Below are 20,683 nucleotides of genomic sequence, written 5' to 3' on the forward strand. Positions count from 1 at the left end.
TTCCATGCCTTCGCGCACCCTGCCCTATCCGCTGTTCGACGCGGACAACCACCTCTACGAGACCCGGGACGCGTTCACCAAGTACCTCCCGAAGCAGTACGACGGCGCCATCGAATACGTCGACGTCCGCGGCCGCACGAAGATCGCGATCCGCGGGCAGATCAGCGAGTACATACCGAACCCGACCTTCGACGTCGTGGCCCGGCCCGGCGCGATGGAGGAGTACTTCAGGGTCGGCAACCCCGACGGCAAGACCCGCCGGGAGATCTTCGGCGAGCCGATGCGGGCCATCCCGGCGTTCCGGGAACCGGGCCCCCGCCTGGAACTCCTGGACGACCTCGGCATCCAGCGCTCCCTGATGTTCCCGACGCTCGCGAGCCTCATCGAAGAGCGCATGAAGGACGACCCGGAGCTCATCCACGCGGTCATCCACGCGCTCAACGAGTGGCTGCACGAGACCTGGGGCTTCGTCCACAAGGAGCGTATCCACACCGTCCCCGTGATCACCCTGCCGTTCGTGGACAAGGCGATCGAGGAGCTGAACTGGGTGGTGGAGCGCGGCGCCCGCGCGATTCTCGTCCGTCCGGCACCCGTGCCGGGCCCGGGCGGTGTCACCCGCTCCTTCGCGCTGCCCGAGTTCGACCCGTTCTGGAAGCGTGTGCAGGAGCTCGGGGTGCTCGTCACCTTCCACTCCTCCGACAGCGGCTACTCGACCTACGCCAACGACTGGGAGGGCGGCACCCGCGAGTTCCTGCCCTTCAAGCCCAACGCGTTCCGGCAGGTCGCGGAGTGGCGGCCGGTCGAGGACGCGGTGGCGTCGATGATCTGCCACGGGATGCTCTCCCGGTTCCCCGCACTGAAGGTCGCCGTGATCGAGCAGGGCGCCTCCTGGGTGGGGCCCGTGATCGTACGGCTCGCCGATGTGTACAAGAAGATGCCGCACGAGTTCCAGGAGGACCCGGTCGAGGTCTTCAAGCGGCACATCCACATCAGCCCGTTCTGGGAGGAGGACATGGCCGCCCTCGGTGACCTCATCGGCATCGAGCGTGTCCTGTTCGGCTCCGACTACCCGCACCCGGAGGGCCTCGCCGACCCGGTCACGTACGTCGACTTCCTCGGCAAGCTCGACGAGACCGACAAGGCCAAGGTGATGGGCGGCAACCTGGCCCGCCTGATGGCCCCATGAGCGCCGACGGCGCTCCGAGGTGGCGCAGCATCCCCGAGATGGCGCTCAGCGCCGCCGACCGGTTCGGCGACGCGGAGGCCGTCGTCGACGGGGCCCTGCGCCTCACGTTCAGCGAACTCGCGGAGCGGATCCGGGCCGCCGCCGGCGCCTATGCCCACGAACTCGGCATCCGCAAGGGCGACCGGGTGGCACTGTGGGCGCCCAACTCCGCCGACTGGATCGTGGCGGCCTTCGGGCTCACGGCCGCCGGGGGTGTCCTCGTCCCCGTGAACACACGCTTCAAGGACGCCGAGGCGCACGACATCGTGCGCCGCAGCGGAGCCAAGGCACTCCTCGTTCAAAACGGCTTCCTGGAACGGGAGTTCACAGGCCCTGACGGCGTACCCGTGGTCGACGTGACATCCGGCTTCCTCGACTCGGGCAGCCCGTACGCGTGCGAGGTGGGCGACAACGACATCGCCGACATCGTGTTCACGTCCGGTACCACCGGCCGCTCCAAGGGCGTCATGACCACCCACGGACAGACGCTGCGCCTGTACGACGAGTGGTGCGACCTCGCCGGACTGCGCCAGGGCGACCGCTACCTCATGGTCAACCCGTACTTCCACATCTTCGGCTACAAGGCGGGCCTGGTCGCCTCGTTCCTGCGCGGCGCCACCATGCTGCCGGTCCCCGTCTTCGACACGGACGTGGTGCTCGACCTGGTCGAGCGCGAGCGGGTCACCGTCCTCCCCGGGCCACCCACCCTCTACCACTCGCTGCTCGCCGCACCGCCCGGCCGCGACCTGTCCTCGCTGCGCGTCGCGGTCACCGGGTCCGCCGACATCCCGGTCGAGCTGGTGCGGCGCGTCACCACCGAGCTGCCCTTCCAGCACCTCATGACCGGATACGGGCTGACCGAGGCGGGCACCGTCACCGCCTCCCGGCCCGGCGACCCGTACCAGGCCGTCGCCACCACCGTCGGCCGGCCCTGCGAGGGCTTCGAGGTGCGGATCGCCGACGACGGGGAGGTACTCGTGCGCGGCTACGCCGTGATGAAGGGCTACCTCGACGACCCCGCCGCCACCGCCGAGACCATCGACCCGGACGGCTGGCTGCACACCGGCGACCTGGGCGAGCTGGACACGGAGGGTCGGCTGAGGATCGTCGGACGCAAGAAGGACATGTTCATCGTCGGCGGCTTCAACGCCTACCCGGCCGAGATCGAGGGCTTCCTCCTCGAACACCCCGCCGTCGCCCAGGCAGCCGTCATCGGCGTGCCCGACACGCGCATGGGGCAGGTCGGCAAGGCGTTCGTGGTGGTCCGCGAGCAGGTGAGCGCCGAGGACCTCATCGCGTGGAGCCGCGAGCGCATGGCCGGGTTCAAGGTGCCGCGACACATCGAGTTCCATGACGCACTGCCGCTCGGCGCGACAGGCAAGGTCCTCAAGGACCAGCTGACCGCCGCCCGGGCCGAGGAGGAACCGCGACACCCATGACAGACGACCCCGTGCACACCCCGTCCGGGCTCCCCCTCAAACCCGTCTACACCCCGGCCGACGCCCCCGACACACCACCGGACCCGGGCACGTACCCCTTCACCCGCGGCAACTACCCGACCGGATACCGCGGCCGCCTGTGGACCCGCCGCCAGTACTCCGGCTTCGGCACCGCCGAGGAGTCCAACCGCCGCTACCGCTACCTCCTCGACCAGGGCTCGACAGGGCTGTCCGTCGCGCTCGACCTGCCCACCCAATGCGGCTACGACTCCGACGACCCCGAGTACACCGACGAGGTGGGCAGGGTCGGGGTCGCCGTGGACACCCTCGCCGACGTCGAGCTGCTCTTCGAGGGCCTCCCGCTCGACCGGGTCAGCACCAGCTTCACCATTAATGGCACGGCGGCGATCCTGCTCGCGCTGTACGTCGCCGCAGCCGAGAAACGCGGCATCCCGCGCGCCAAGCTCACCGGCACCATCCAGAACGACATCCTCAAGGAGTACGCCTCCCGAGGCACCTGGATCTGGCCGCCCGAGCCGTCGCTGCGGATGATCGCCGACACCATCGAGTTCTGCGCCGAGCAGGTCCCGCGCTTCAACGCCATCTCCGTCGCCGGCGCCCACTTCCGCGACGCCGGGGCCAACGCTGTCCAGGAGATGGCCTTCACGCTCGCCGACGGCGTCACGTACTGCGAAACGGTCATCGAACGCGGCCGCATGACGATCGATCAGTTCGCCCCGCAGATCTCCTTCTTCTTCTACACGCACGGCGATTTCTTCGAGGAGATCGCCAAGTACCGTGCCGGGCGCAGACGGTGGGCGACCCTCGTGCGCGAACGCTTCGGCGCCGAGACCGACAGGGCGTGCATGTTCCGCTTCGGCTGCGTCGCCGGAGGGGCCTCGCTGTACGCGCCCCAGGCCCGCAACAACACCGTACGCGTCGCCTACGAGGCGCTCGCCTCCGTACTCGGCGGCGTGCAGTCCATGTTCACCGCGGCCTGGGACGAGCCGTTCGCGCTGCCCAGCGAGGAGTCCGCGACGCTCGCGCTGCGCACCCAGCAGGTGCTCGCCTACGAGACGGGCGCCGCGGCGGTCGCCGACCCGCTGGGAGGTTCGTACTTCGTGGAAGCCCTCACGGACGCCACCGAGGAGCGCGTCGTCGAGATCATGGACGACCTGGAGCGGCACGGCGGCATGGTCCGTGCCATCGAGGACGGCTACCTCCAGGGGCTCATCGCCGACGAGGCGTACCGGGCCCACCAGGACATCGAGTCGGGCGCCAGGCCCGTCGTCGGTGTCAACCGGTTCACCGCCGACGAGGAGCCGCCCGATCTGGCCACGTACGAACTCGACGCCGAGGGGCGCGAGCGGCAGTTGAAGCGGCTCGCCCGGGTGAAGCACGAGCGGAACGCGGCCGAAGTGCGGCGCACGCTCGCGGAGTTGAGGCGTGCCGCCGACGTCCCGGACGTCAATCTCATGGGCCCGCTCGTCGACTGCGCCGCCGCGTACTGCACCGTGGGCGAGATGTCCGACGTGCTGCGCGCGGTGTGGGGCGAGTTCCGGCAGCCGGTGGTGTTCTGATGGCCACCGCATCCGGCGCCCGTGTGCTGATCGCCAAGCCCGGGCTCGACGGGCACGACCGCGGCGCGAAGATCGTCGCGCGGGCGCTGCGGGACAGCGGCTTCGAGGTCGTGTTCACCGGCATCCGGCAGCGCGTCACCGACATCGCCGCGACGGCCGTGCAGGAGGACGTGGCCGTGGTCGGCCTGAGCATCCTCTCCGGCGCCCACATCGCGCTGACCGCCCGTACCGTCGAGGCGCTGCGCGCCGCGCACGCCGAGGACATCGCGGTGGTGGTGGGCGGCTCCATCCCGGCCGCGGACATCCGCCGCCTGAAGAAGGCGGGGGCCGCCGCCGTCTACCCGACCGGCACGCCGCTCGACCACATCGTGGCCGACATCCGCAAGCTGACCGCAGACCGTTCGTGAGGAGCCCCCGTATGCGTATCGGAGTGATGTCAGGCCCCGAGCGGGGCGACAGCGCACGCAAGGCCGCCCGCATGCTCGACGACGTGCGCTGGGCGGAGGAGGCCGGATTCGACACGGTGTGGGTGCCTCAAGTTCCCACCGACTTCGACGCGTTGACGGCCATCGCCCTGATGGGATCCGTGACCTCGCGCATCGAACTGGGCACGGCCGTCGTCCCGGTGCACGCCCAGCACCCCATCGCCCTGGCCCGCCAGGCACTCTCCGTGCACGCGGCGGCCCAGGGTCGGCTCGCGCTCGGGGTCGGCGCCTCGCACCACTGGATCGTGCGCGACATGCTCGGCCTGCCCTACGAGAAACCAGCGGCCTACACGCGCGACTACCTCGACGTCCTCAACACGGCAGTGAGCGGAACGAGTTCGGTGGACGTCGAGAACGACACGTTCGCCGTCCACAACCCGCTCGGCCTCGGCCCGGTCGCCCCGATGCCCGTCCTGCTCGCCGCACTCGGCCCCGTCATGCTCCGCATCGCGGGGGAGCGGGCCGACGGAACCGTGCTGTGGATGGCCGACGAACGCTCCGTCGCCGACCACGTCGTGCCCCGCATCACCAAGGCCGCGCAGGACGCCGGTCGCCCCGCACCGCGCATCGTCGCCGGCGTCCCCGTCTGCCTCTGCCGGCCCAGCGAGGTGGACGCCGCGCGCGAGCGCGCCAACCGCATCCTCGGCGAGGCCGAGATCTCGCCCAACTACCAGCGCCTGCTGGAGTATGGCGATGCCCGCGACGTCGGCGACCTGTGCGCGGCCGGCGACGAGACGGCGATCAGGACCCGCTTCCAGCGGTTCGCCGACGCGGGTGTCACCGATCTGTCCGTACGCCTCCTGCCGATCGGCGAGGGCCGCGAGGAACTGGTCGCGTCCAAGCGCCGCACCCGCGAGACGGTGGCGGCGATCGCCGCGGAGCTGCGGTGACCGGCGGGCCACTCGCGGGCATCCGCGTCCTGGAGGTCGGGCACATCCTCGCGGGCCCCTACGCGACGATGCTGCTGGCCGATCTCGGCGCGGAGGTGACCAAGCTGGAGCCACCCGGCGGCGACCTGTCCCGGCAGGTGTCCGACGCGTACTTCGCGAGCCTCAACCGCGGCAAGCGCAGCATTCGAGTGGACCTGACGACGGCCGCGGGACAGGAGCGTCTGCATCAACTCGTGGGTGGCGCACACGCGTTGCTCGTGAACCTCAAGCCGTCGGCGATCCGTGGCTGCGGACTGACCTATGAGGACCTGAAGCCGTACAACGACCGTCTCGTCTGCGTCGCCCTCACCGGCTACGGCATGGACGCGGGCGACGACCCGGCCTTCGACTACGTCGTCCAGGCCGCCACCGGCATCGCCGCCCTGACCGGCCACCCGCAAGGCCCGCCGACGCTCCCCGGCTATTCGTCGGCCGACAACTCGGCAGGAATCACCGCCGCGTTGGGGCTCCTCGCGCAGATCGTGTCCGGACGCGGCGGTCAGGTCGACGTGAGCCTGCGCGACGTCATGCTCTCTCAGCTCAACTACCGTGCCGCCGCCTACCTCAACAAGGGCACCGTCCCCCGCCGCACACCGGGCGGCGCCCACGCCTACTACGTACCGGCCCAGCTGTTCCCCACGGCGGAGGGCCACTTGGCGCTCTTCGTCACGCACGACGGGTTCTGGCGGTCCTTCGCCACCGAGGCCGACATCGACGAACCGGGGTTCGCCACCATGGCGGACCGGGCGACACACCGGGACGACGTGATCGCGGCCGTCACGAAGGCACTCTCCGGGGACACGGCCGAGAACTGGGAGGCGCGCCTACGGCCCCTGCACGTCCCGGCGGCGGCGGTCCGTACGCTGCCCGAGGCGCTGGAGCGCACGCCGTACGCGGTGATCGAGGCGGGTGACTTCCGGCTGGTCGGGAGCCCGGTGCGGATCGCCGGGTACGAGCCGTCGTACGGGGCGCCGCCGGGGCTCGGGGAGCACGACTGAGAAAGGTGTGACACTTCTACACGTCTCTATGCGTCCGAGGCCGGCGTTCCCTCGTACCGCTGGAGGAAGTCCTCCACGAACTTCACGGCCTCCTCGTGCCCCGTCGTCATCCCCATCGTGTTCTCCATCGTCAGGATCCGGCCGAGCGCGTTGGTGAGCACCAGGAGCACAGTGGGGGAGAGCTCGTCGGGCAGTTGGACCCCCATCTCGGTGAGCCTGTGTGTCAGGGCCGCCACCTGCGCCTGCCGGTAACGCTCGGCGTGGGCCGCGAGTTCGGCGCGGATCGCCTTGCGGTGGTTGGCGAGCGCCGCGAACTCCGTCGTCAGCGTGTTGCCTGGGTGGCTGCTGAGCTTCCACAGTGTGCGTATCGGCTGCGGGCCGTCGAGGACGCGGTCCACGCGCGCCAACTCCTGTTCCGCGCGCCGCCGAAGCGCCGCCAGGAACAGGTCGTCGAGCGTGCGGAAGTAGTACAGGACGAGCGCCGGAGCCACCTCGGCCTCGCGCGCCACGCGCCGCACGCCGACGGCCGCGTATCCCTCCTCCAGCATCAGCCGCTCCGTGGTGTCGAGCAGCAGCAGGCGGGTCTTGGAGGTCTCGGCGCCCATCCGGCGCGGCGCAGCAGTCATGCGGTCATTGTGCTTGACGCTCGCGAAGCGCGGGTGTTAAACAATCGTTCAGCACCTCGGTTAAACACTCGTTCAGCATCTGGACGGAAGGTAGGACCGATGGCACCGAGCGGCGGTCGCGCCCCCTACGCGGGCACCCGCACCCCGCGGGTCGAGGACCTGCGGCTCCTGACCGGCACCGGCACCTACGTCGACGACGTCGTACGCCCCGGCATGCTGCACGCCCACTTCGTCCGCAGCCCCGTTCCGCGGGCCCTCATCCTCGGCATCGACACCTCCGAGGCGCTCCAACTCAACGGTGTGCACGCCGTGTTCGTGGCCGGAGACCTCAACCCAGGTGTCCACGAGCAGTGGTACACGCTCAACGGTCGCGACGACCCGGACACCCCGCGCCCGCCGCTCGCCGAGGGCGAGGTGCGGTTCGCAGGCGACCCGGTGGCCATGGTTGTCGCCGTCGACCGCTATATCGCCGAGGACGCCGCCGAGTTGGTCTTCGTGGACTACGAGCCGCTGCCGGCGGTCGTCGACTACGCGGCGGCCCTCGACTCCCCGGAGTCCGTGCACCCCGCGTACCCCGGCAACCTCGTGGGGCAGCTCGGCGGGCGCCCCATGAGCGACCTCGACCCCGTCTTCGCGAACGCCCCGCACATCGTGTCGCAGACGGTCCATCAGCAGGCGCACGGCCCCGTTCCGATGGAGACCCGCGGCATCGTCGCCGAATGGACCGCGGCCGGCGGCGAGATGACGATCTGGACCGCCACGCAGTCGCCGCACGAGGTCCGCGCCTTCTGTGCCCGCCTCCTGGGCATCGACGAGCACCGGGTGCGGGTCGTCATGCGCGACACCGGCGGTGGGTTCGGGCAGAAGGTGCTGCCGCAGCGCGAGGACATGTGCGTGATGCTGGCCGCCACCAGGCTCCGCTCCGCGCTCAAATGGATCGAGGACCGGCAGGAGCACCTCCTCTCCGCGGGCCAGGCGCGCCACGAACACGGCGAGGCCCGGATGGCCTTCGACGAGGACGGCCGGATCCTCGCCGCGACCCTCGACCACGTGCAGGACGCGGGCGCCTACCCGACCCCGTCGCCGGTGCAGAGCGGCATCGCCGTCGGCATGCTGTTCCCCGGCCCGTACCGGATCCCCGAGGGCACGTTCTCGTCCCGGTTCGTGTTCTCCAACACCAGCGGACGGGTGGCGTACCGGGGGCCTTGGCAGTACGAGTCGATGGCACGGGAGGTGCTGCTCGACACGGCCGCGCGCCACCTCGGCCTCGACCCAGTCGAGTTGCGGCGCCGCAACATGCTGAGCGCCGCCGACCTGCCCACGGCGAACTGCAACGGCATGCCCTACGAGCACATGTCACCGCGTGAGACCTTCGAGCAGGCCCTGACCATGCTCGACTACGAGGCCTTCCGCAAGGAACAGGCGCGGGCCCGTGAGGCCGGGCGCTACCTGGGCGTCGGCACGTGTACGTACGTCGAACCGACCGCGGGCGCGACCCCGTTCCACGCCACCGAGGGCGCCACCATCCGCATCGAGCCCTCCGGCAAGGTCAATGTGTACGTCGCCGGGGGATCCTGCGGCAACAGCCTGGAGACGACCGTCGTGCAGCTGACGGCCGACGCGCTCGGCGTCGCCGTCGAGGACGTGAGCACGATCCAGAGCGACACCGCTGTCACCCCCTACGGCGCGGGAACCGGCGGCAGCCGCTCGGGATCCATGACGGCGGGCGCGATCGCCGGGACGGCCGGAGCGCTGCGGGAGCGGATCCTGGCCATCGCCGCACACAGGCTCGAAGTGAGCGTCGAGGACGTCGAGTTCACGCGGGGCCGGGCCACTGTGAAGGGCGGCGAGGGTGCGCTCACCCTCGCCGAGATCGCCGGCCTCGCGTACTACCAAGTGCACGCCCTGCCACCTGGTGTACCGGCCGGGCTCGAGGTCAGCGGGCGCTATCACACCCCGCACCTCATGATCTGGGCGAACGCCACCCACCTGTGCACCTGCGAGGTCGACCTCGTGACCGGTGAGGTCACACTGCGGCGGTACATCGTCAGCGAGGACTGCGGCCCGATGATCAATCCGAGCGTCGTGGAGGGCCAGATCTTCGGCGGCACCGTGCAGGGCATCGGCGGCGCCCTCTACGAACACCTCGCGTACGACGACGAGGGCAACCCGGTCGCCACCACGTTCATGGACTACCTCCTGCCGACCGCCACCGAAGTACCGGTGATCGAGGTCGGACACGTGGAGACACCGAGCCCGGGGCCAGGCGGCTACAAGGGCGTCGGGGAGGGCGGTGCCATCGGCTCGGCGCCGGCCGTCGTGAACGCGGTCGCCGACGCGCTCGCGCCCCTGGGTGTGCGCGTCGACCGACTGCCACTGACCCCCGCGAGGATCGTCGAACTCGTCGAGCAGGCACAGGAGGTGACAGCACCGTGAAGGCAGCGGCATTCACCTACCACGTGCCGACCAGCACCGTCGAAGCGGTCGGACTGCTCGCCGAGCACGGCGATGAGGCGAAGGCCCTCGCGGGCGGGCAGAGCCTCGTGCCGATGCTTGCCCTGCGTCTCGCGGCCTTCGGACACCTCGTCGACCTGCGTCGCGTCGACGCACTGCGGGGCATCGAGCGGCGCGGGGACGGCTCCCTGCGCATCGGGGCAGGCACGACACAGGCCACCGTCCAGCGCTCGGAGGAGATCCGTGCCGCGGTCCCGCTGCTCGCCCGCGCCACACCCCTCATCGGCCACTTCCAGCTACGCAGCCGCGGCACCGTCGGCGGCTCACTCGCGCACGCCGATGCCGCGGCCGAATACCCGGCCGTCGCGCTGACATTGGACGCCGAACTGGAGGCGGAGTCGCCACGCGGGCGCCGCACCATCCCGGCAGCCGAGTTCTTCACCGGCGTGTGGAGCACGGCGCTGGCCGAGAACGAACTGCTGACGGGCGCTAACTTCCTTCCCTGGACCGGACGTTGCGGATTCGCCATCGAGGAGTTCGCCCGCAGAAGCGGCGACTTCGCCATCGCCGGAGCCACCGTCGCGCTGCGTGTCACGGCCGACGGGCGGCTCGACCGGTGTGCCATCGGCCTGTTCGGGCTCGGCCCCACCGCGACCCGGGCACGCGCCACGGAGAGCGAGCTGCTCGGCACCGACCCCACGGACGCCGACCCGGACGAAATCGGCCGCGCCGCAACCGCCCGGCTCGCGTCCGTCCCCTCCGATCTGCACGGATCGGCCCGCTACCGCACCCGCGTCGGCGCCGCCATGGTCGCCCGCGCCTGGCGCCGCGCCGTACAGGAGGCACTCCATGGCTGACCCGGCCCCCGTCGACATCCACGTACGCGTCAACGGGACGGCGCGGCGGGCGAGCGTGCCACCACGCCTGACCCTCGCCGACTTCCTCCGCGTGAACTGCGGCCTCACCGGCACCCACCTCGGCTGTGAGCACGGCGTCTGCGGGGCCTGCACCGTGCTGCTCGACGGCGAGGCGGTCCGCGCCTGCCTGGTGTTCGCCGTGCAGGCCGACGGGGCGGAGGTGACGACCGTCGAAGGGATGTCGGGCGTTGATGGCCAACTCTCCACCGTCCAGGCGGCGTTCCGCGAGAACCACGCCCTACAGTGCGGATTCTGCGCGCCCGGCCTGATCGTCTCGGTCACCGCCTTCCTCGCCGAGAACCCCAAGCCCACCGACGAGGAGATCCGCGAGGCCCTCACCGGCAACCTGTGCCGGTGCACCGGCTACCAGGGGATCGTCGACGCCGTGCGGTCGGCCGCAGAGGGCGGTCCATCCATGGACAGGGCGATGTCATGAAACTGGAGAACAAGCTCGGCATCCCCGTCGCGATCGACGATGCCTGGCGGGTACTCCTCGACGTCGAACGTGTCGCACCCTGCGTCCCGGGTGCGACACTCACCGGCAGCGAGGGCGACACCCACCACGGGCGCATCAAGGTCAGGCTGGGGCCCGTCGGACTCGCGTACAGCGGCACCGTGACCTTCGTGACGCGCGACGAGACGTCGAAGGTCGTGGTCCTGGAGGCGGGCGGCCGCGAATCGCGCGGGAACGGCACCGCGAAGGCGCGTGTCACCTGCCGCCTGGCCTCCGCCACGGACCCCGCCCACACCGACGTACACGTCGAGACCGAACTCACCATCACCGGCAGACCCGCCCAGTTCGGGCGAGGCACGCTCGCGGAGGTGTCCGGGGCGCTGATGGACCGGTTCGCGGAGAACCTGGCGGCAGAGCTCACCGCCAACTCGCCGCAACCCGAACCCTGTTCTGCCACCGCTGCCCCGCTCGACCTCGCCGACACCGCATCGGGCGCCGCGTTCCAGCGTGTCGTGCCGATCGCCGTGACGGCCGCTGTCGCGCTGCTTCTCGCCCTGAGCCTGCGCAGGCTCAGGCGCCGCTGAAAGCGCGAACACCCAACCGCCAAGCCCCCGAACGCACTTCACCCCAGGAGTGACGACCCCCAGGATTGAGGTACCCCATGTCCGGACGCGTAGAAGGCAAGGTCGCGTTCATCACCGGAGCGGCGCGCGGCCAAGGCCGCAGTCACGCCATCCGGCTCGCCGAGGAAGGCGCGGACATCATCGCGATCGATGTCTGCAAGCAGCTCGACGGTGTCCAGTTCGCCATGTCGACCCCCGAGGACCTCGACGAGACGGTCAACCAGGTGCAGAAACTGGGCCGCCGCATCCACGCCGTACAGGCCGACGTCCGCGACCACGACGCGCTCAAGGCCGCCGTCGACGAGGGCATCGAACGGTTCGGGCGGCTCGACATCGTCTGTGCCAACGCCGGGATCGGCAGCAACGGCGCCCTCGCGCACCAGATGGACGAGAAGACCTGGCGCGACACGATCGACATCAACCTCACCGGCGTCTGGCTCACCACCAAGGTGTCGATCCCGCACATCATCGCCGGCGGCCGAGGTGGCTCGATCATCCTCACCAGCTCCGTCGGCGGCCTGCGCGGCCACGCCCACATCGGACACTACGTCGCCGCCAAGCATGGCGTCGTCGGCCTGATGCGCACCCTGGCCTGGGAGTTGGGCGAGCACGACATCCGCGTCAACTCCGTCCACCCCAGCCAGGTCAACACCCCGATGGTGATGCACGAGGGCACGTACAAAATGTTCCGGCCCGACCTGGAGAAGCCCACCGTCGACGACTTCGCAGCCGTCTCCCAGAGCATGCACATCCTGCCGACCCCGTGGGTCGAGGCGCGCGACATCAGCAACGCGATCCTCTACCTCGCCTCCGACGAGGGCCGGTACGTCACCGGCAGCACCCAGACCGTCGACGCGGGAGCCATGCTCAAATGACCACCGCCGCCACCCTCTCCTGGGAGCCCTTCGACCCGGCCATCGCCCTCGACCCCTACCCCCTCTACGCCCGCCTGCGCGAAGAGGCGCCGCTCTACTACAATGCGGAGCACGACTTCTACGCTGTCAGCCGCTTCACCGACGTGCAGAGCGGCCTCGCCGACTGGGGGACCTACTCGTCCTCACGCGGCGACATCCTGGAGATCATCCAGGCGAACGTCGACATCCCGCCCGGCACCCTCATCTTCGAGGACCCGCCGGTCCACGACATCCACCGCCGCCTCCTCACCCGCGTCTTCACCCCGCGCCGCATCGCCCAACTGGAACCACAGATACGGGACTTCTGCACGAGCGTGCTCGAACCGGTGGCCGGCGCCGAACGCTTCGACCTCGTGGAGGCCGTGGGCGCCGAGATGCCGATGCGGGTGATCGGCATGCTCCTCGGCATCCCGGAGGCCGACCAGGAGACCTACCGCGACCGCACCGACGCGATCCTCGACACGACCGGCCGCGGCAGGCTCGACCCCTCCGAAATGCTGAACACCGAAGGGCTCCAGGAGTACATCGACTGGCGCAAGAAGCACCCCTCTGACGACCTCATGACGGAGCTGATGACCGCCCAGTTCGAGGACGGGAAGGGCGCCCGCCGCACCCTCACCGACGAGGAGGTCCTGACCTACTGCACGGTCGTGGCAGGGGCGGGCAATGAGACGACGGGCCGCCTCATCGGCTGGTTCGGCGCCCTGATGGCCCGCTACCCCGAGGCGCGCAGGGAACTGGCGGCCGACCCCTCGCTGCTCCCGAACGCCATCGAGGAGATCCTGCGCTTCGAACCGACCGGACCCTTCACCGCGCGTCATGTCACCAAGGACGTCGAGCTGTACGGGCGTACGGTGCCGGCCGGGAGCGCGATGCTCTTCATCCAGGCCGCGGCCAACCGCGACCCCGAACGCTTCCCCGACCCGGACCGCTTCGACATCCACCGCGTCACCCAGCACCTGTCGTTCGGCGTCGGCGCCCACTATTGCCTCGGCGCGGCCCTCGCCCGCCTCGAAGGGCGGGTGGCGGCGGAGGAGATCCTTCGGCGCTTCCCCGACTGGGAGGTCGACTGGGACGGCGCAGAGCTGGCGCAGACCTCGACCGTACGAGGGTGGAAGACGTTGCCGCTGGTGATCGGCGGTGCGGGGCGGTGACCATGGCCCCTGCGAGACGTCAACTGCCTTAGAAGTTCCCGGTGACCTCGTCCACCAGCCCCCAACTCCATGCCTCACGCGCGGTCAACTCCGAACCGGACAGGGCGAGATGGGTGGTCCTGTGGCGGCCGATGCGCCGAGGGATCCCGGCCGTCCCACCGGCCCCCGGGATCAACCCCATGGCGACTTCCGGCAGTTGGATCCGGGTGTCGCCGGCCGCCACGACCCGGCCGGCGAACGAGGCGAGCTCGATGCCCGCACCCACGCACGCACCGTGCAGATGCGCGGTGACCCGGTCCGCGCAACGCGCCAGGAGGGCCGCCGGGCTGCGTTCGACGCGCACCCGATGGGCGCGAGCGGGATCGTCCGAGGTGCCGAACTCGGTGAGGTCGCCGCCGCTGCAGAACGCGGGCCCGCTCCCGCGCAGGTCGACCCGGGCCACCGAGGTGTCGGCGACGGCCACCGTCAGCGCCTCGCACAGGGCGTCCCTGGTCGCCGCGTCGACGGCGTTGCGCACCCAGGGCCGGTCGAGGGTGACGGTGAGCCGATCGCCCTCGCGATCCAGGCGTACCGGTCGTGCGGCGGGGCGGGAGGTACGGCGCGGGGTGCTCGCGAGCCAGCGCCGGAAGGTCGTGCCGCCCTGCAACGCGGAGTACGCGAGGGACTCCGCGACAAGACGCTCCGGAATGGCCAGATCCCGTCCCAGGCGCAGGACTTGGACCAACGCGATCGCAGCGTCGGGGCTCGCCGCCACCGCCTCGCACAGCCGGGCGGCGCTCTCCCGGGGATCGACGCAGGAAACCCAGGGGCGCGGGGCGTCCTGCACCCCGGTCAGCAGCACGTCGTACGCCTCGGCCTGGACGTCCACGGGCTGGGCGGCGCAGCCGATGACGACGCGTGGGCGGGTGTCGAAGGGGGTGTGTCCGGGCCCGGCGCGGTCCTGCGGGGCGCGGCTGACGTCGCTGTCGAGGTCGACGAGTTCCCATGGCATGTCCATGCGTCCCGGTACTCCGCCCTTCTGCCGGGTGCCTCCCGTTCGCGTCGGCGCGAGTGTAACGGTCGCCCGTGACGTCACCGAAGCCCCCGAGCCCGAACCGCCCTGCGCATCCCCGCGGCGGCGGTTGCCGCGCGCGGGGCGGGGCAGCAGTGGTAAGTAGTCATGTGAGGTCGAAGCTCGGCACAGCACTTGGAGGTGCACGGTGATGCTAGCGGCGCGTCGGCGCGCAGTGATTCGGGCCCACGAGGCGGCAGCGCGTGCCGCGGTTCTCGAGGCCGAGGTCGAGCAGCTGAAGGTGGCCGTCACCGCGCACGCCGATGTCGATCAGGCCATCGGAGTCGTGGTCGCGGTCGGCGGCCTCTCGTCCGCCGAGGCGTGGGACGTGCTGCGGGAGATCTCCATGCGCAGCAACATCAAGCTGCGCCTGGTCGCCCGGCAGCTCGTCGCCTGGCCGCGCACCCAGGAGCTCGACCCGGTGATACGCGCCGAACTGGAGCGGCAGCTGGGCCTGCGCCGCGCGGAAGCCGCTGGAGAGGTCGCGCCGGAGCCGCGGTGAAGACCCGCTCCCCGGCATGCGCCGGGGAGCGGGGGGCGGGCTCACTGCCGAACCCGCCACCTCAGCATTGATGGCTCCGGCCTTCGGAGTAACACGCAGGCGCGCGCCCTAACGCGAACGGCTCGGAATCTTCACGTGGACCGACGCGCACGGTCACCCGGGTGCGTCGCCGAACCGGCTGTGGCTGTGCCGCCAGCCGCCCGGGACCCGTACGGCGCCGCGCACATGCGGATGGTCCGCGGCGAGCCCTGCGTGCTCGTGCTCCACGGCCGTGACGGAGCCGTCCACGCCCGCCGGCCACAACCGCGCCGCCGCGACCCCCGCGCCCACGGCCACCGCCCCGAGCCCGGTCACCGCGGCCCCCAGACCGGCCCGCGCGCCCAGCCACCCCGCCAGCGGGTACGTGAGCAGCCAGCACGCGTGCGACACGGAGAACTGCGCGGCGAACGCCGCCGTACGTTCCCGCTCCGGCGCGGCCCGCCGGACCAGCCGGCCGGTCGGCGTGAGCACCATCGAGCACGCGCCACCGAACGCGGCCCAGGCGGCGAACAGCGCCGGCACCCGCCAACTCCCGGCGTGCGCCGCCGTGATGACCCCGACGACGGCGAACACGCCACCCAGCGCCAGCGCCCCGCGCACCATCAATGACCGCTCGCCCACCCGCTCCAGCAGCCGCGGCACCAAGAGCGCCACCGCCATCGACCCGGCCCCGTACGCCCCCAGCGCCATCGGCAGCGCGCCGGACGGCAGGCCCAGGAAGTCCCTTACGTAGACGACGGAGTTGACGGTCACCAGCGCGCTCGCCGCCGCCACGGCCAGGTTCATCGCCAGCAGGCCCCGCAGCTGGGGGATCGAGAGGAAGAGGCGGACCCCGGCCGTCGCCTTGGCGGACACGCCACCCGCGCGCGCGGATGCGGGAGCACGCTCGGGCAGTGAGGTCGAGACCACGAGTGCGGCAGAGGCGAGGAAGCCCACGACCGTTCCCGTGAACAGGCGGTGGTACGAGAGCACCGACAGGAGCAACGCGGCGAGCGCGGGACTGAACAGGCTCTCCATGTCGTACGCGAGACGGGCGAGCGACAACGCGCGCGTGTAGTCGCGTTCTTCGGGCAGCACGTCCGGGATCAGCGCCTGGAAGGTGGGCGTGAAGACGGCCGAGGCGGACTGCAGCACGAACACCAGGACGTACACCTGCCACACCTGGTCCACGAAGGGCAGCGCCAGGGCCACGCCGCCCCGCAGCAGGTCGGAGCCCACCAGCACCGCGCGCCGCGGCAACCGCTCCGTGAACGCCCCCACCAGCGGAGCGATCAGCACGTACGCCGTCATCTTGATCGCGAGCGCGGTGCCGAGCACGGCGCCCGCGTCCGCCCCCGCGATGTCGTACGCCAGGAGCCCCAGCGCGACCGTGGCGAGACCGGTGCCGACGAGGGCGACGACCTGGGCGCCGAACAGTCGGCGGTACGTGCGGTGGCGCAGAACCGTGAGCATACGGGCCCTCCCGAAGGCTGCGTCGCCAACGATAATCGTCATGTGCGCAGATGCGCACATGACGAGTATGAAACTTCCGGGTGGGCCGTTCGCACAAGGGCCCCGTGGCCAGGGCCCTAGGCTGGGCCCATGCCCGTAAGCGATCCGCCCCCCACCGCGGCACCCGCGGCCGTCGCGCATCCGCGCGAGCCCGACGCCGCCCGACTGGCCGAGGCGACACGGGTGTTCGCCCTGCTGTCGGACGCGACCCGGCTGCACGTGCTGTGGCTGCTCGCCCTGGAGGAGTCGGACGTGGGCTCGCTCGCCGACCGCGTCGCGGCATCGCGCACGGCCGTCAGCCAGCACCTGGCGAAGCTGCGGCTCGCGGGCCTCGTCGAGGCGCGCCGTGAAGGCCGGCACATGCACTACCGCCTCGCCGACGGGCACCTGCGGCGCCTGGTGACGGAGGCGCTGAGCCACGCGGACCACCGGGTGACCGGCGAGGCGCCGCACGACTGACGTCGCCCCCAGTCACGTGCGGTCGCGGACGGAGGTGAGCAGTCCGTACAGGACGACGTTCCCCGTGTACCCGGCGCTCTTGCTGTAGGTACCGCCGCAGGTGATGACGCGGAGTTCGGGCAGGCCCGTGCCTCCGTAGACCCGGCGGGACGGGAAGCGCTTCTTGTCGACGACGTCGATGCCGTGGATCTCGAACACGGCCGTCTTCCCGTCGGCGCGGTCGATCTCGATGTGCTCGCCCTTCTTGAGCGCGCCCAGCCCGTAGAAGACGGCGCGGCCCTCGGCGTTGTCGACGTGCCCGTCGACGACCGCCGTGCCGCGCTCGCCCGGTGTGACGGCGCCCGGGAACCAGCCCGCCAGATTCGCCTTGTCCGGCGGCGGCGCGTCCAGCCAGCCCTCCGCGTCCCGGCCGACGCGCGTCAGCGGCGCGTTCACACCGATCTCGGGGATGCGGATGCGCCGCGGTGCGGCGGCGGGCAGCGGGTCGGCGGGCGGAGTGTCGGTGCCGAGCTTCGCGGCGCCCGGCTCGGGCTGCGGCGGCCCGTCACCGGAAATCCCGTGGTGCACCAGCAGTACCCCGGCCAGCAGCGTCGCCGCCAGGAAGGACCACGTGGGACGGCGACGCCGCACCGCGGCCGGGGACTGGGCTATCGCAGGCATCAGTAGCCCCCGGCCCCGGCCCCACGTCGTCTGCGCCGCAGCCGCCTGCCGACGAGTACCGGCACACACGCCAGAGCGAGCAGCCCGGCCGCCGCACCGAGGTGCCGGCCGAGCCCGCCCGACGTGTCGGCCGCCTCGGCCCCCGTGGCGGGAGCCGGAGCGGCCGCGGCCATCTGCTGCGGGGCCGAAGGACGCCAGGACGTCGCCGTCTGCCGTGCGTGCAGCGGCGCCGCCTCGGCACCCCAGTCGAGCAGCGCGCGGCTCTCCTCGTAGACCGCGTTGAAGTCCCCGTCCTGCGGGTTCATGACGGTCACCAGCACCGTGCGCCCGTTGTGGCTCGCGGCGGAGACCAGGGTGCAGCCGGCCTTCGACGTGTAGCCGTTCTTGACGCCGATCAGGCCCGGATAGGGCCGCACCCCGTGCGAGCCCACGAGCAGCCGGTTCGTGTTCTCGATGCCGAATGCCTCTGGACCGCCGGCCGCCGGGAAGCGCGCCGACTTCGTGGCCATGTAGCGCCGGAAATCGTGGTTCTTGAGGCCCTCTCGGGCGATCAGTGCCAGATCGTGCGCCGAGGAGTACTGGCCGTCCGTGTCGTAGCCGTCGGGGGAGCGGACCTGGGTGTCGCGGGCGCCGATCGAGCGTGCGGTCGCCTGCATCTGCGCGACGGTGCGCGGGACGCCGCCGTTCATGTGGGCGAGCGTGTGCACGGCGTCGTTGCCGGAGCTGAGGAACACGCCGCGCCACAGGTCGGCGACCTTGTACCGGTTGCCTTCGTCGACGCCTACGAGGCTGCTGCCCTCGGAGACGTCGGAGAGGTCCCCGTACGTGGCCCGGTGCACCTCGTCCTGGGGCAGCTTCGGCAGCACGGTCAGGGCGAACAGGGTCTTGAGCGTGCTCGCGGGCGGCAGCCTGCGGTGCGGCGCCTTCGAGGCGAGAACGTCGCCGGTGCGGGCGTCCATGACCTCCCACGACAGGGCGGAGACGGACGGCGGCGCGGGCGGGTCGGGCACTGGAGGATCGGCGCAGGCGGGACCGGCGGCGGTGCCGACCGACACCGCCGTGCACACGCCGCACATGACAACGGCCCTGCTCAGGGCAGGGCGAAAGCGGAAGATTGACGCCATGCCGGAAACGTAGAACCGGCACGGCGCAACCGCTCTCCACGTACGCCATACGGCCGCCGCACACGGGGGACGGCCGCCACGAGGTGCGCGCGGTATCACCCGGAAATAGGCTGTTCGGGTGACGGCCGCTCCGCTCGGCGCGGTCGTGCTCCTCCCCGCCGAGCCGGGCGGGCCGCGAACGCGACGTACGTACGCTGGAATGACACGACGGCGGAGGTGGCAGCCATGACGGCCCAGACACGACTCCTGAACCGGCTCTCGCACGCGGACCGGGACCGATTGATGCCGCTGGCCAAAGAGGTCTCGTTCGCGCAGGACACCCGGATCTTCGAGGAGGGGGACCGGGCGGACCGGTTCTGGATCATCCGGACCGGGATGGTCACCCTCGACGTCCGCGTCTCCGACCGCACCGTGCTGCCCATCGACCCGCTCGGCCCCGGCGACCTGCTGGGCTGGTCCTGGCTGTTCGAGCCGTACGAGTGGGACTTCGGCGGTGAGGCGTTCAGTCCGGTGCGGGCCTACGAGTTCGACGGCACGGCCGTCCGGGCGCTGTGCGAGCAGGAACCGACGCTGGGCGTGGCGGTGCTGCACGGCGTGGCCGAGGTGATGGCGCACCGGCTGGAGTCGGCGCGCGTCAAGCTGGTCGAGGCGCATCGGACGCACGGGCGGATCGCGGGGATCTGACGTAGGGGCGGGACGCAGGGGCCCCTGCGCACGGGCGTATGCGCTTCGCCCCGGCGGGGCGTTCTTGTCACCCGACTCGACGTCTCGACAGGCGGTGGGCGCGTCCACGCGGTGGGATCGGTCGCGGAGTACCCGCACATCCGTGGTCCGGCCGCCGGGCCCGCCGAGAGGATCCGCATGGGCCGCACCGCGTCCTGGCCGACCGCCGCTGTCGCCGCGGCCACACTCGCCTTCGGGGCCCTGATGTGCCCCGCCGCGGCCTGGGCGGCGGACGACGATCCCGCCTGGGACACCGACACCTCGTGGACCGAGAGCCCTCCGGTGGCCGACACGGCGGGGACGCTGGAGCTGGTGCCCGCCGACCCGGGGCCCGGCGCGAGCGTCACCGCGAGCACGAGCGCCTGCGGCGAGGACGAGATCGCGACGGGGGACGCCGACAGTCTCGGTGCGGGCGAGTTCCCCTTGCAGACGGCGACGCAGGAGGGATCGGTCACGGGCCAGTTCAAGGTGCCTGCGGGCGCCAGGTCCGGCACCTTCCCGATCACCGTGACCTGCGAGGACGACACCGAAGTGCGACAAACGCTCACCGTGTCGGGGCGAGGCGGCACCGAACTGGGTGGGGTCAAGGCCGGGGACGGCGGTTCGCTGGGCACGTCGAGCGTCGCGCAACTCGCCCTGGGCGGGGCCCTCATCGCCGGCGCGCTGGTCGCGGCCGGGCACTACGCACGCCGCCGCGCCCGGGAGGCGTGAAAACCCCGGACGCGGCGGCAGTCTCGAACTCCCTTAGCCCTTGCGGGTCTTGACCTCGTCGGTCAGGGCGGGGACGACGTCGAAGAGGTCGCCGACGACGCCGTAGTCGACGAGGTCGAAGATCG

The 20,683-nt window shown here is 71.4% G+C and carries 21 protein-coding genes; 16 read left to right on the forward strand and 5 right to left on the reverse strand.

The features are described from left to right. Nucleotides 1-4 precede the first annotated feature (4 nt). The 6 genes from ACWD2L_RS11955 to ACWD2L_RS11980 are packed head-to-tail and all read left to right on the forward strand — an operon-like array spanning nt 5 to nt 6,656. Nucleotides 5-1,186 carry an amidohydrolase family protein gene (locus tag ACWD2L_RS11955; protein ID WP_451189307.1) on the forward strand — a complete coding sequence of 394 codons (1,182 nt, stop codon included), beginning with the start codon at nt 5-7 and terminating at the stop codon, nt 1,184-1,186. Continuing rightward, nucleotides 1,183-2,664, forward strand: coding sequence for a FadD3 family acyl-CoA ligase (locus tag ACWD2L_RS11960; protein ID WP_451189310.1), 1,482 nt, complete (start codon nt 1,183-1,185; stop codon nt 2,662-2,664). The genes ACWD2L_RS11955 and ACWD2L_RS11960 overlap by 4 nt, the downstream gene beginning before the upstream one ends. Further along, nucleotides 2,661-4,244: a methylmalonyl-CoA mutase family protein gene (locus ACWD2L_RS11965; protein WP_451189313.1), complete on the forward strand. Its 1,584-nt coding sequence runs from the start codon at nt 2,661-2,663 to the stop codon at nt 4,242-4,244. The genes ACWD2L_RS11960 and ACWD2L_RS11965 overlap by 4 nt, the downstream gene beginning before the upstream one ends. After that, entirely contained in the window at nt 4,244-4,651 is a 408-nt protein-coding gene (locus ACWD2L_RS11970) for a cobalamin B12-binding domain-containing protein (RefSeq protein WP_451189315.1), read from the forward strand. The genes ACWD2L_RS11965 and ACWD2L_RS11970 overlap by 1 nt, the downstream gene beginning before the upstream one ends. 11 nt (nt 4,652-4,662) lie before the next feature. Continuing rightward, complete coding sequence (locus ACWD2L_RS11975; RefSeq protein ID WP_451189318.1) at nt 4,663-5,619, forward strand: LLM class F420-dependent oxidoreductase; 957 nt, start codon at nt 4,663-4,665, stop codon at nt 5,617-5,619. Continuing rightward, nucleotides 5,616-6,656, forward strand: coding sequence for a CaiB/BaiF CoA transferase family protein (locus ACWD2L_RS11980; protein ID WP_451189321.1), 1,041 nt, complete (start codon nt 5,616-5,618; stop codon nt 6,654-6,656). Before ACWD2L_RS11975 ends, ACWD2L_RS11980 begins: the two co-directional genes overlap by 4 nt. A gap of 26 nt (nt 6,657-6,682) precedes the next feature. On the opposite strand, the gene ACWD2L_RS11985 is transcribed toward ACWD2L_RS11980, so the two are convergent. Beyond that, entirely contained in the window at nt 6,683-7,282 is a 600-nt protein-coding gene (locus tag ACWD2L_RS11985) for a TetR/AcrR family transcriptional regulator (protein WP_451189323.1), read from the reverse strand. A 99-nt stretch (nt 7,283-7,381) separates the two neighbouring features. Between ACWD2L_RS11985 and ACWD2L_RS11990 the strand changes: the two genes are divergently transcribed. The 6 genes from ACWD2L_RS11990 (at nt 7,382) to ACWD2L_RS12015 (ending at nt 13,798) form a co-directional block, all read left to right on the forward strand. Beyond that, nucleotides 7,382-9,718: a xanthine dehydrogenase family protein molybdopterin-binding subunit gene (locus ACWD2L_RS11990; protein WP_451189326.1), complete on the forward strand. Its 2,337-nt coding sequence runs from the start codon at nt 7,382-7,384 to the stop codon at nt 9,716-9,718. Further along, nucleotides 9,715-10,593, forward strand: a complete 879-nt coding sequence (locus tag ACWD2L_RS11995; RefSeq protein ID WP_451189328.1) for an FAD binding domain-containing protein — start codon at nt 9,715-9,717, stop codon at nt 10,591-10,593. Before ACWD2L_RS11990 ends, ACWD2L_RS11995 begins: the two co-directional genes overlap by 4 nt. Beyond that, nucleotides 10,586-11,089 (forward strand): (2Fe-2S)-binding protein, encoded by a 504-nt coding sequence (locus ACWD2L_RS12000; protein WP_451189330.1) that lies wholly within the window; start codon nt 10,586-10,588, stop codon nt 11,087-11,089. Before ACWD2L_RS11995 ends, ACWD2L_RS12000 begins: the two co-directional genes overlap by 8 nt. After that, the gene (locus tag ACWD2L_RS12005; RefSeq protein WP_451189333.1) at nt 11,086-11,691 is read left to right on the forward strand and encodes an SRPBCC family protein; all 606 of its coding nucleotides are present in this window, start codon (nt 11,086-11,088) and stop codon (nt 11,689-11,691) included. The genes ACWD2L_RS12000 and ACWD2L_RS12005 overlap by 4 nt, the downstream gene beginning before the upstream one ends. Before the next feature lie 77 nt (nt 11,692-11,768). Beyond that, entirely contained in the window at nt 11,769-12,605 is an 837-nt protein-coding gene (locus tag ACWD2L_RS12010; protein WP_451189336.1) for a mycofactocin-coupled SDR family oxidoreductase, read from the forward strand. Continuing rightward, nucleotides 12,602-13,798, forward strand: coding sequence for a cytochrome P450 (locus tag ACWD2L_RS12015; protein ID WP_451189338.1), 1,197 nt, complete (start codon nt 12,602-12,604; stop codon nt 13,796-13,798). The genes ACWD2L_RS12010 and ACWD2L_RS12015 overlap by 4 nt, the downstream gene beginning before the upstream one ends. 28 nt (nt 13,799-13,826) lie before the next feature. On the opposite strand, the gene ACWD2L_RS12020 is transcribed toward ACWD2L_RS12015, so the two are convergent. Further along, complete coding sequence (locus tag ACWD2L_RS12020; protein ID WP_451189341.1) at nt 13,827-14,795, reverse strand: enoyl-CoA hydratase/isomerase family protein; 969 nt, start codon at nt 14,793-14,795, stop codon at nt 13,827-13,829. A gap of 205 nt (nt 14,796-15,000) precedes the next feature. On the opposite strand from ACWD2L_RS12020, the gene ACWD2L_RS12025 reads away from it, so the two are divergent. Beyond that, nucleotides 15,001-15,351, forward strand: coding sequence for an ANTAR domain-containing protein (locus ACWD2L_RS12025; protein ID WP_451189344.1), 351 nt, complete (start codon nt 15,001-15,003; stop codon nt 15,349-15,351). A gap of 153 nt (nt 15,352-15,504) precedes the next feature. Here ACWD2L_RS12025 and ACWD2L_RS12030 read toward each other — a convergent pair whose 3' ends face one another. Beyond that, a complete protein-coding gene (locus tag ACWD2L_RS12030) occupies nt 15,505-16,842 on the reverse strand; it encodes an MFS transporter (protein ID WP_451189347.1) in 1,338 nt (445 codons plus the stop codon). A 129-nt stretch (nt 16,843-16,971) separates the two neighbouring features. Between ACWD2L_RS12030 and ACWD2L_RS12035 the strand changes: the two genes are divergently transcribed. Then, on the forward strand, nt 16,972-17,340 hold the full coding sequence (locus ACWD2L_RS12035) for an ArsR/SmtB family transcription factor (RefSeq protein WP_451189351.1): 369 nt from the start codon (nt 16,972-16,974) through the stop codon (nt 17,338-17,340). Between the two features lie 12 nt (nt 17,341-17,352). Here ACWD2L_RS12035 and ACWD2L_RS12040 read toward each other — a convergent pair whose 3' ends face one another. Both ACWD2L_RS12040 and ACWD2L_RS12045 read right to left on the reverse strand, forming a co-directional pair. After that, nucleotides 17,353-18,000, reverse strand: coding sequence for a class F sortase (locus tag ACWD2L_RS12040; protein WP_451189353.1), 648 nt, complete (start codon nt 17,998-18,000; stop codon nt 17,353-17,355). Further along, nucleotides 18,000-19,124, reverse strand: coding sequence for a D-alanyl-D-alanine carboxypeptidase family protein (locus tag ACWD2L_RS12045; protein WP_451189356.1), 1,125 nt, complete (start codon nt 19,122-19,124; stop codon nt 18,000-18,002). The genes ACWD2L_RS12040 and ACWD2L_RS12045 overlap by 1 nt, the downstream gene beginning before the upstream one ends. A gap of 225 nt (nt 19,125-19,349) precedes the next feature. Here ACWD2L_RS12045 and ACWD2L_RS12050 point away from each other — a divergent pair, with 225 nt between their 5' ends. Both ACWD2L_RS12050 and ACWD2L_RS12055 read left to right on the forward strand, forming a co-directional pair. Then, complete coding sequence (locus ACWD2L_RS12050; RefSeq protein WP_451189360.1) at nt 19,350-19,808, forward strand: cyclic nucleotide-binding domain-containing protein; 459 nt, start codon at nt 19,350-19,352, stop codon at nt 19,806-19,808. A gap of 177 nt (nt 19,809-19,985) precedes the next feature. Beyond that, a complete protein-coding gene (locus tag ACWD2L_RS12055) occupies nt 19,986-20,558 on the forward strand; it encodes a hypothetical protein (RefSeq protein WP_451189363.1) in 573 nt (190 codons plus the stop codon). Nucleotides 20,559-20,683 lie beyond the last annotated feature (125 nt).

It is taken from the genome of Streptomyces sp. NPDC002754, assembly GCF_053592315.1.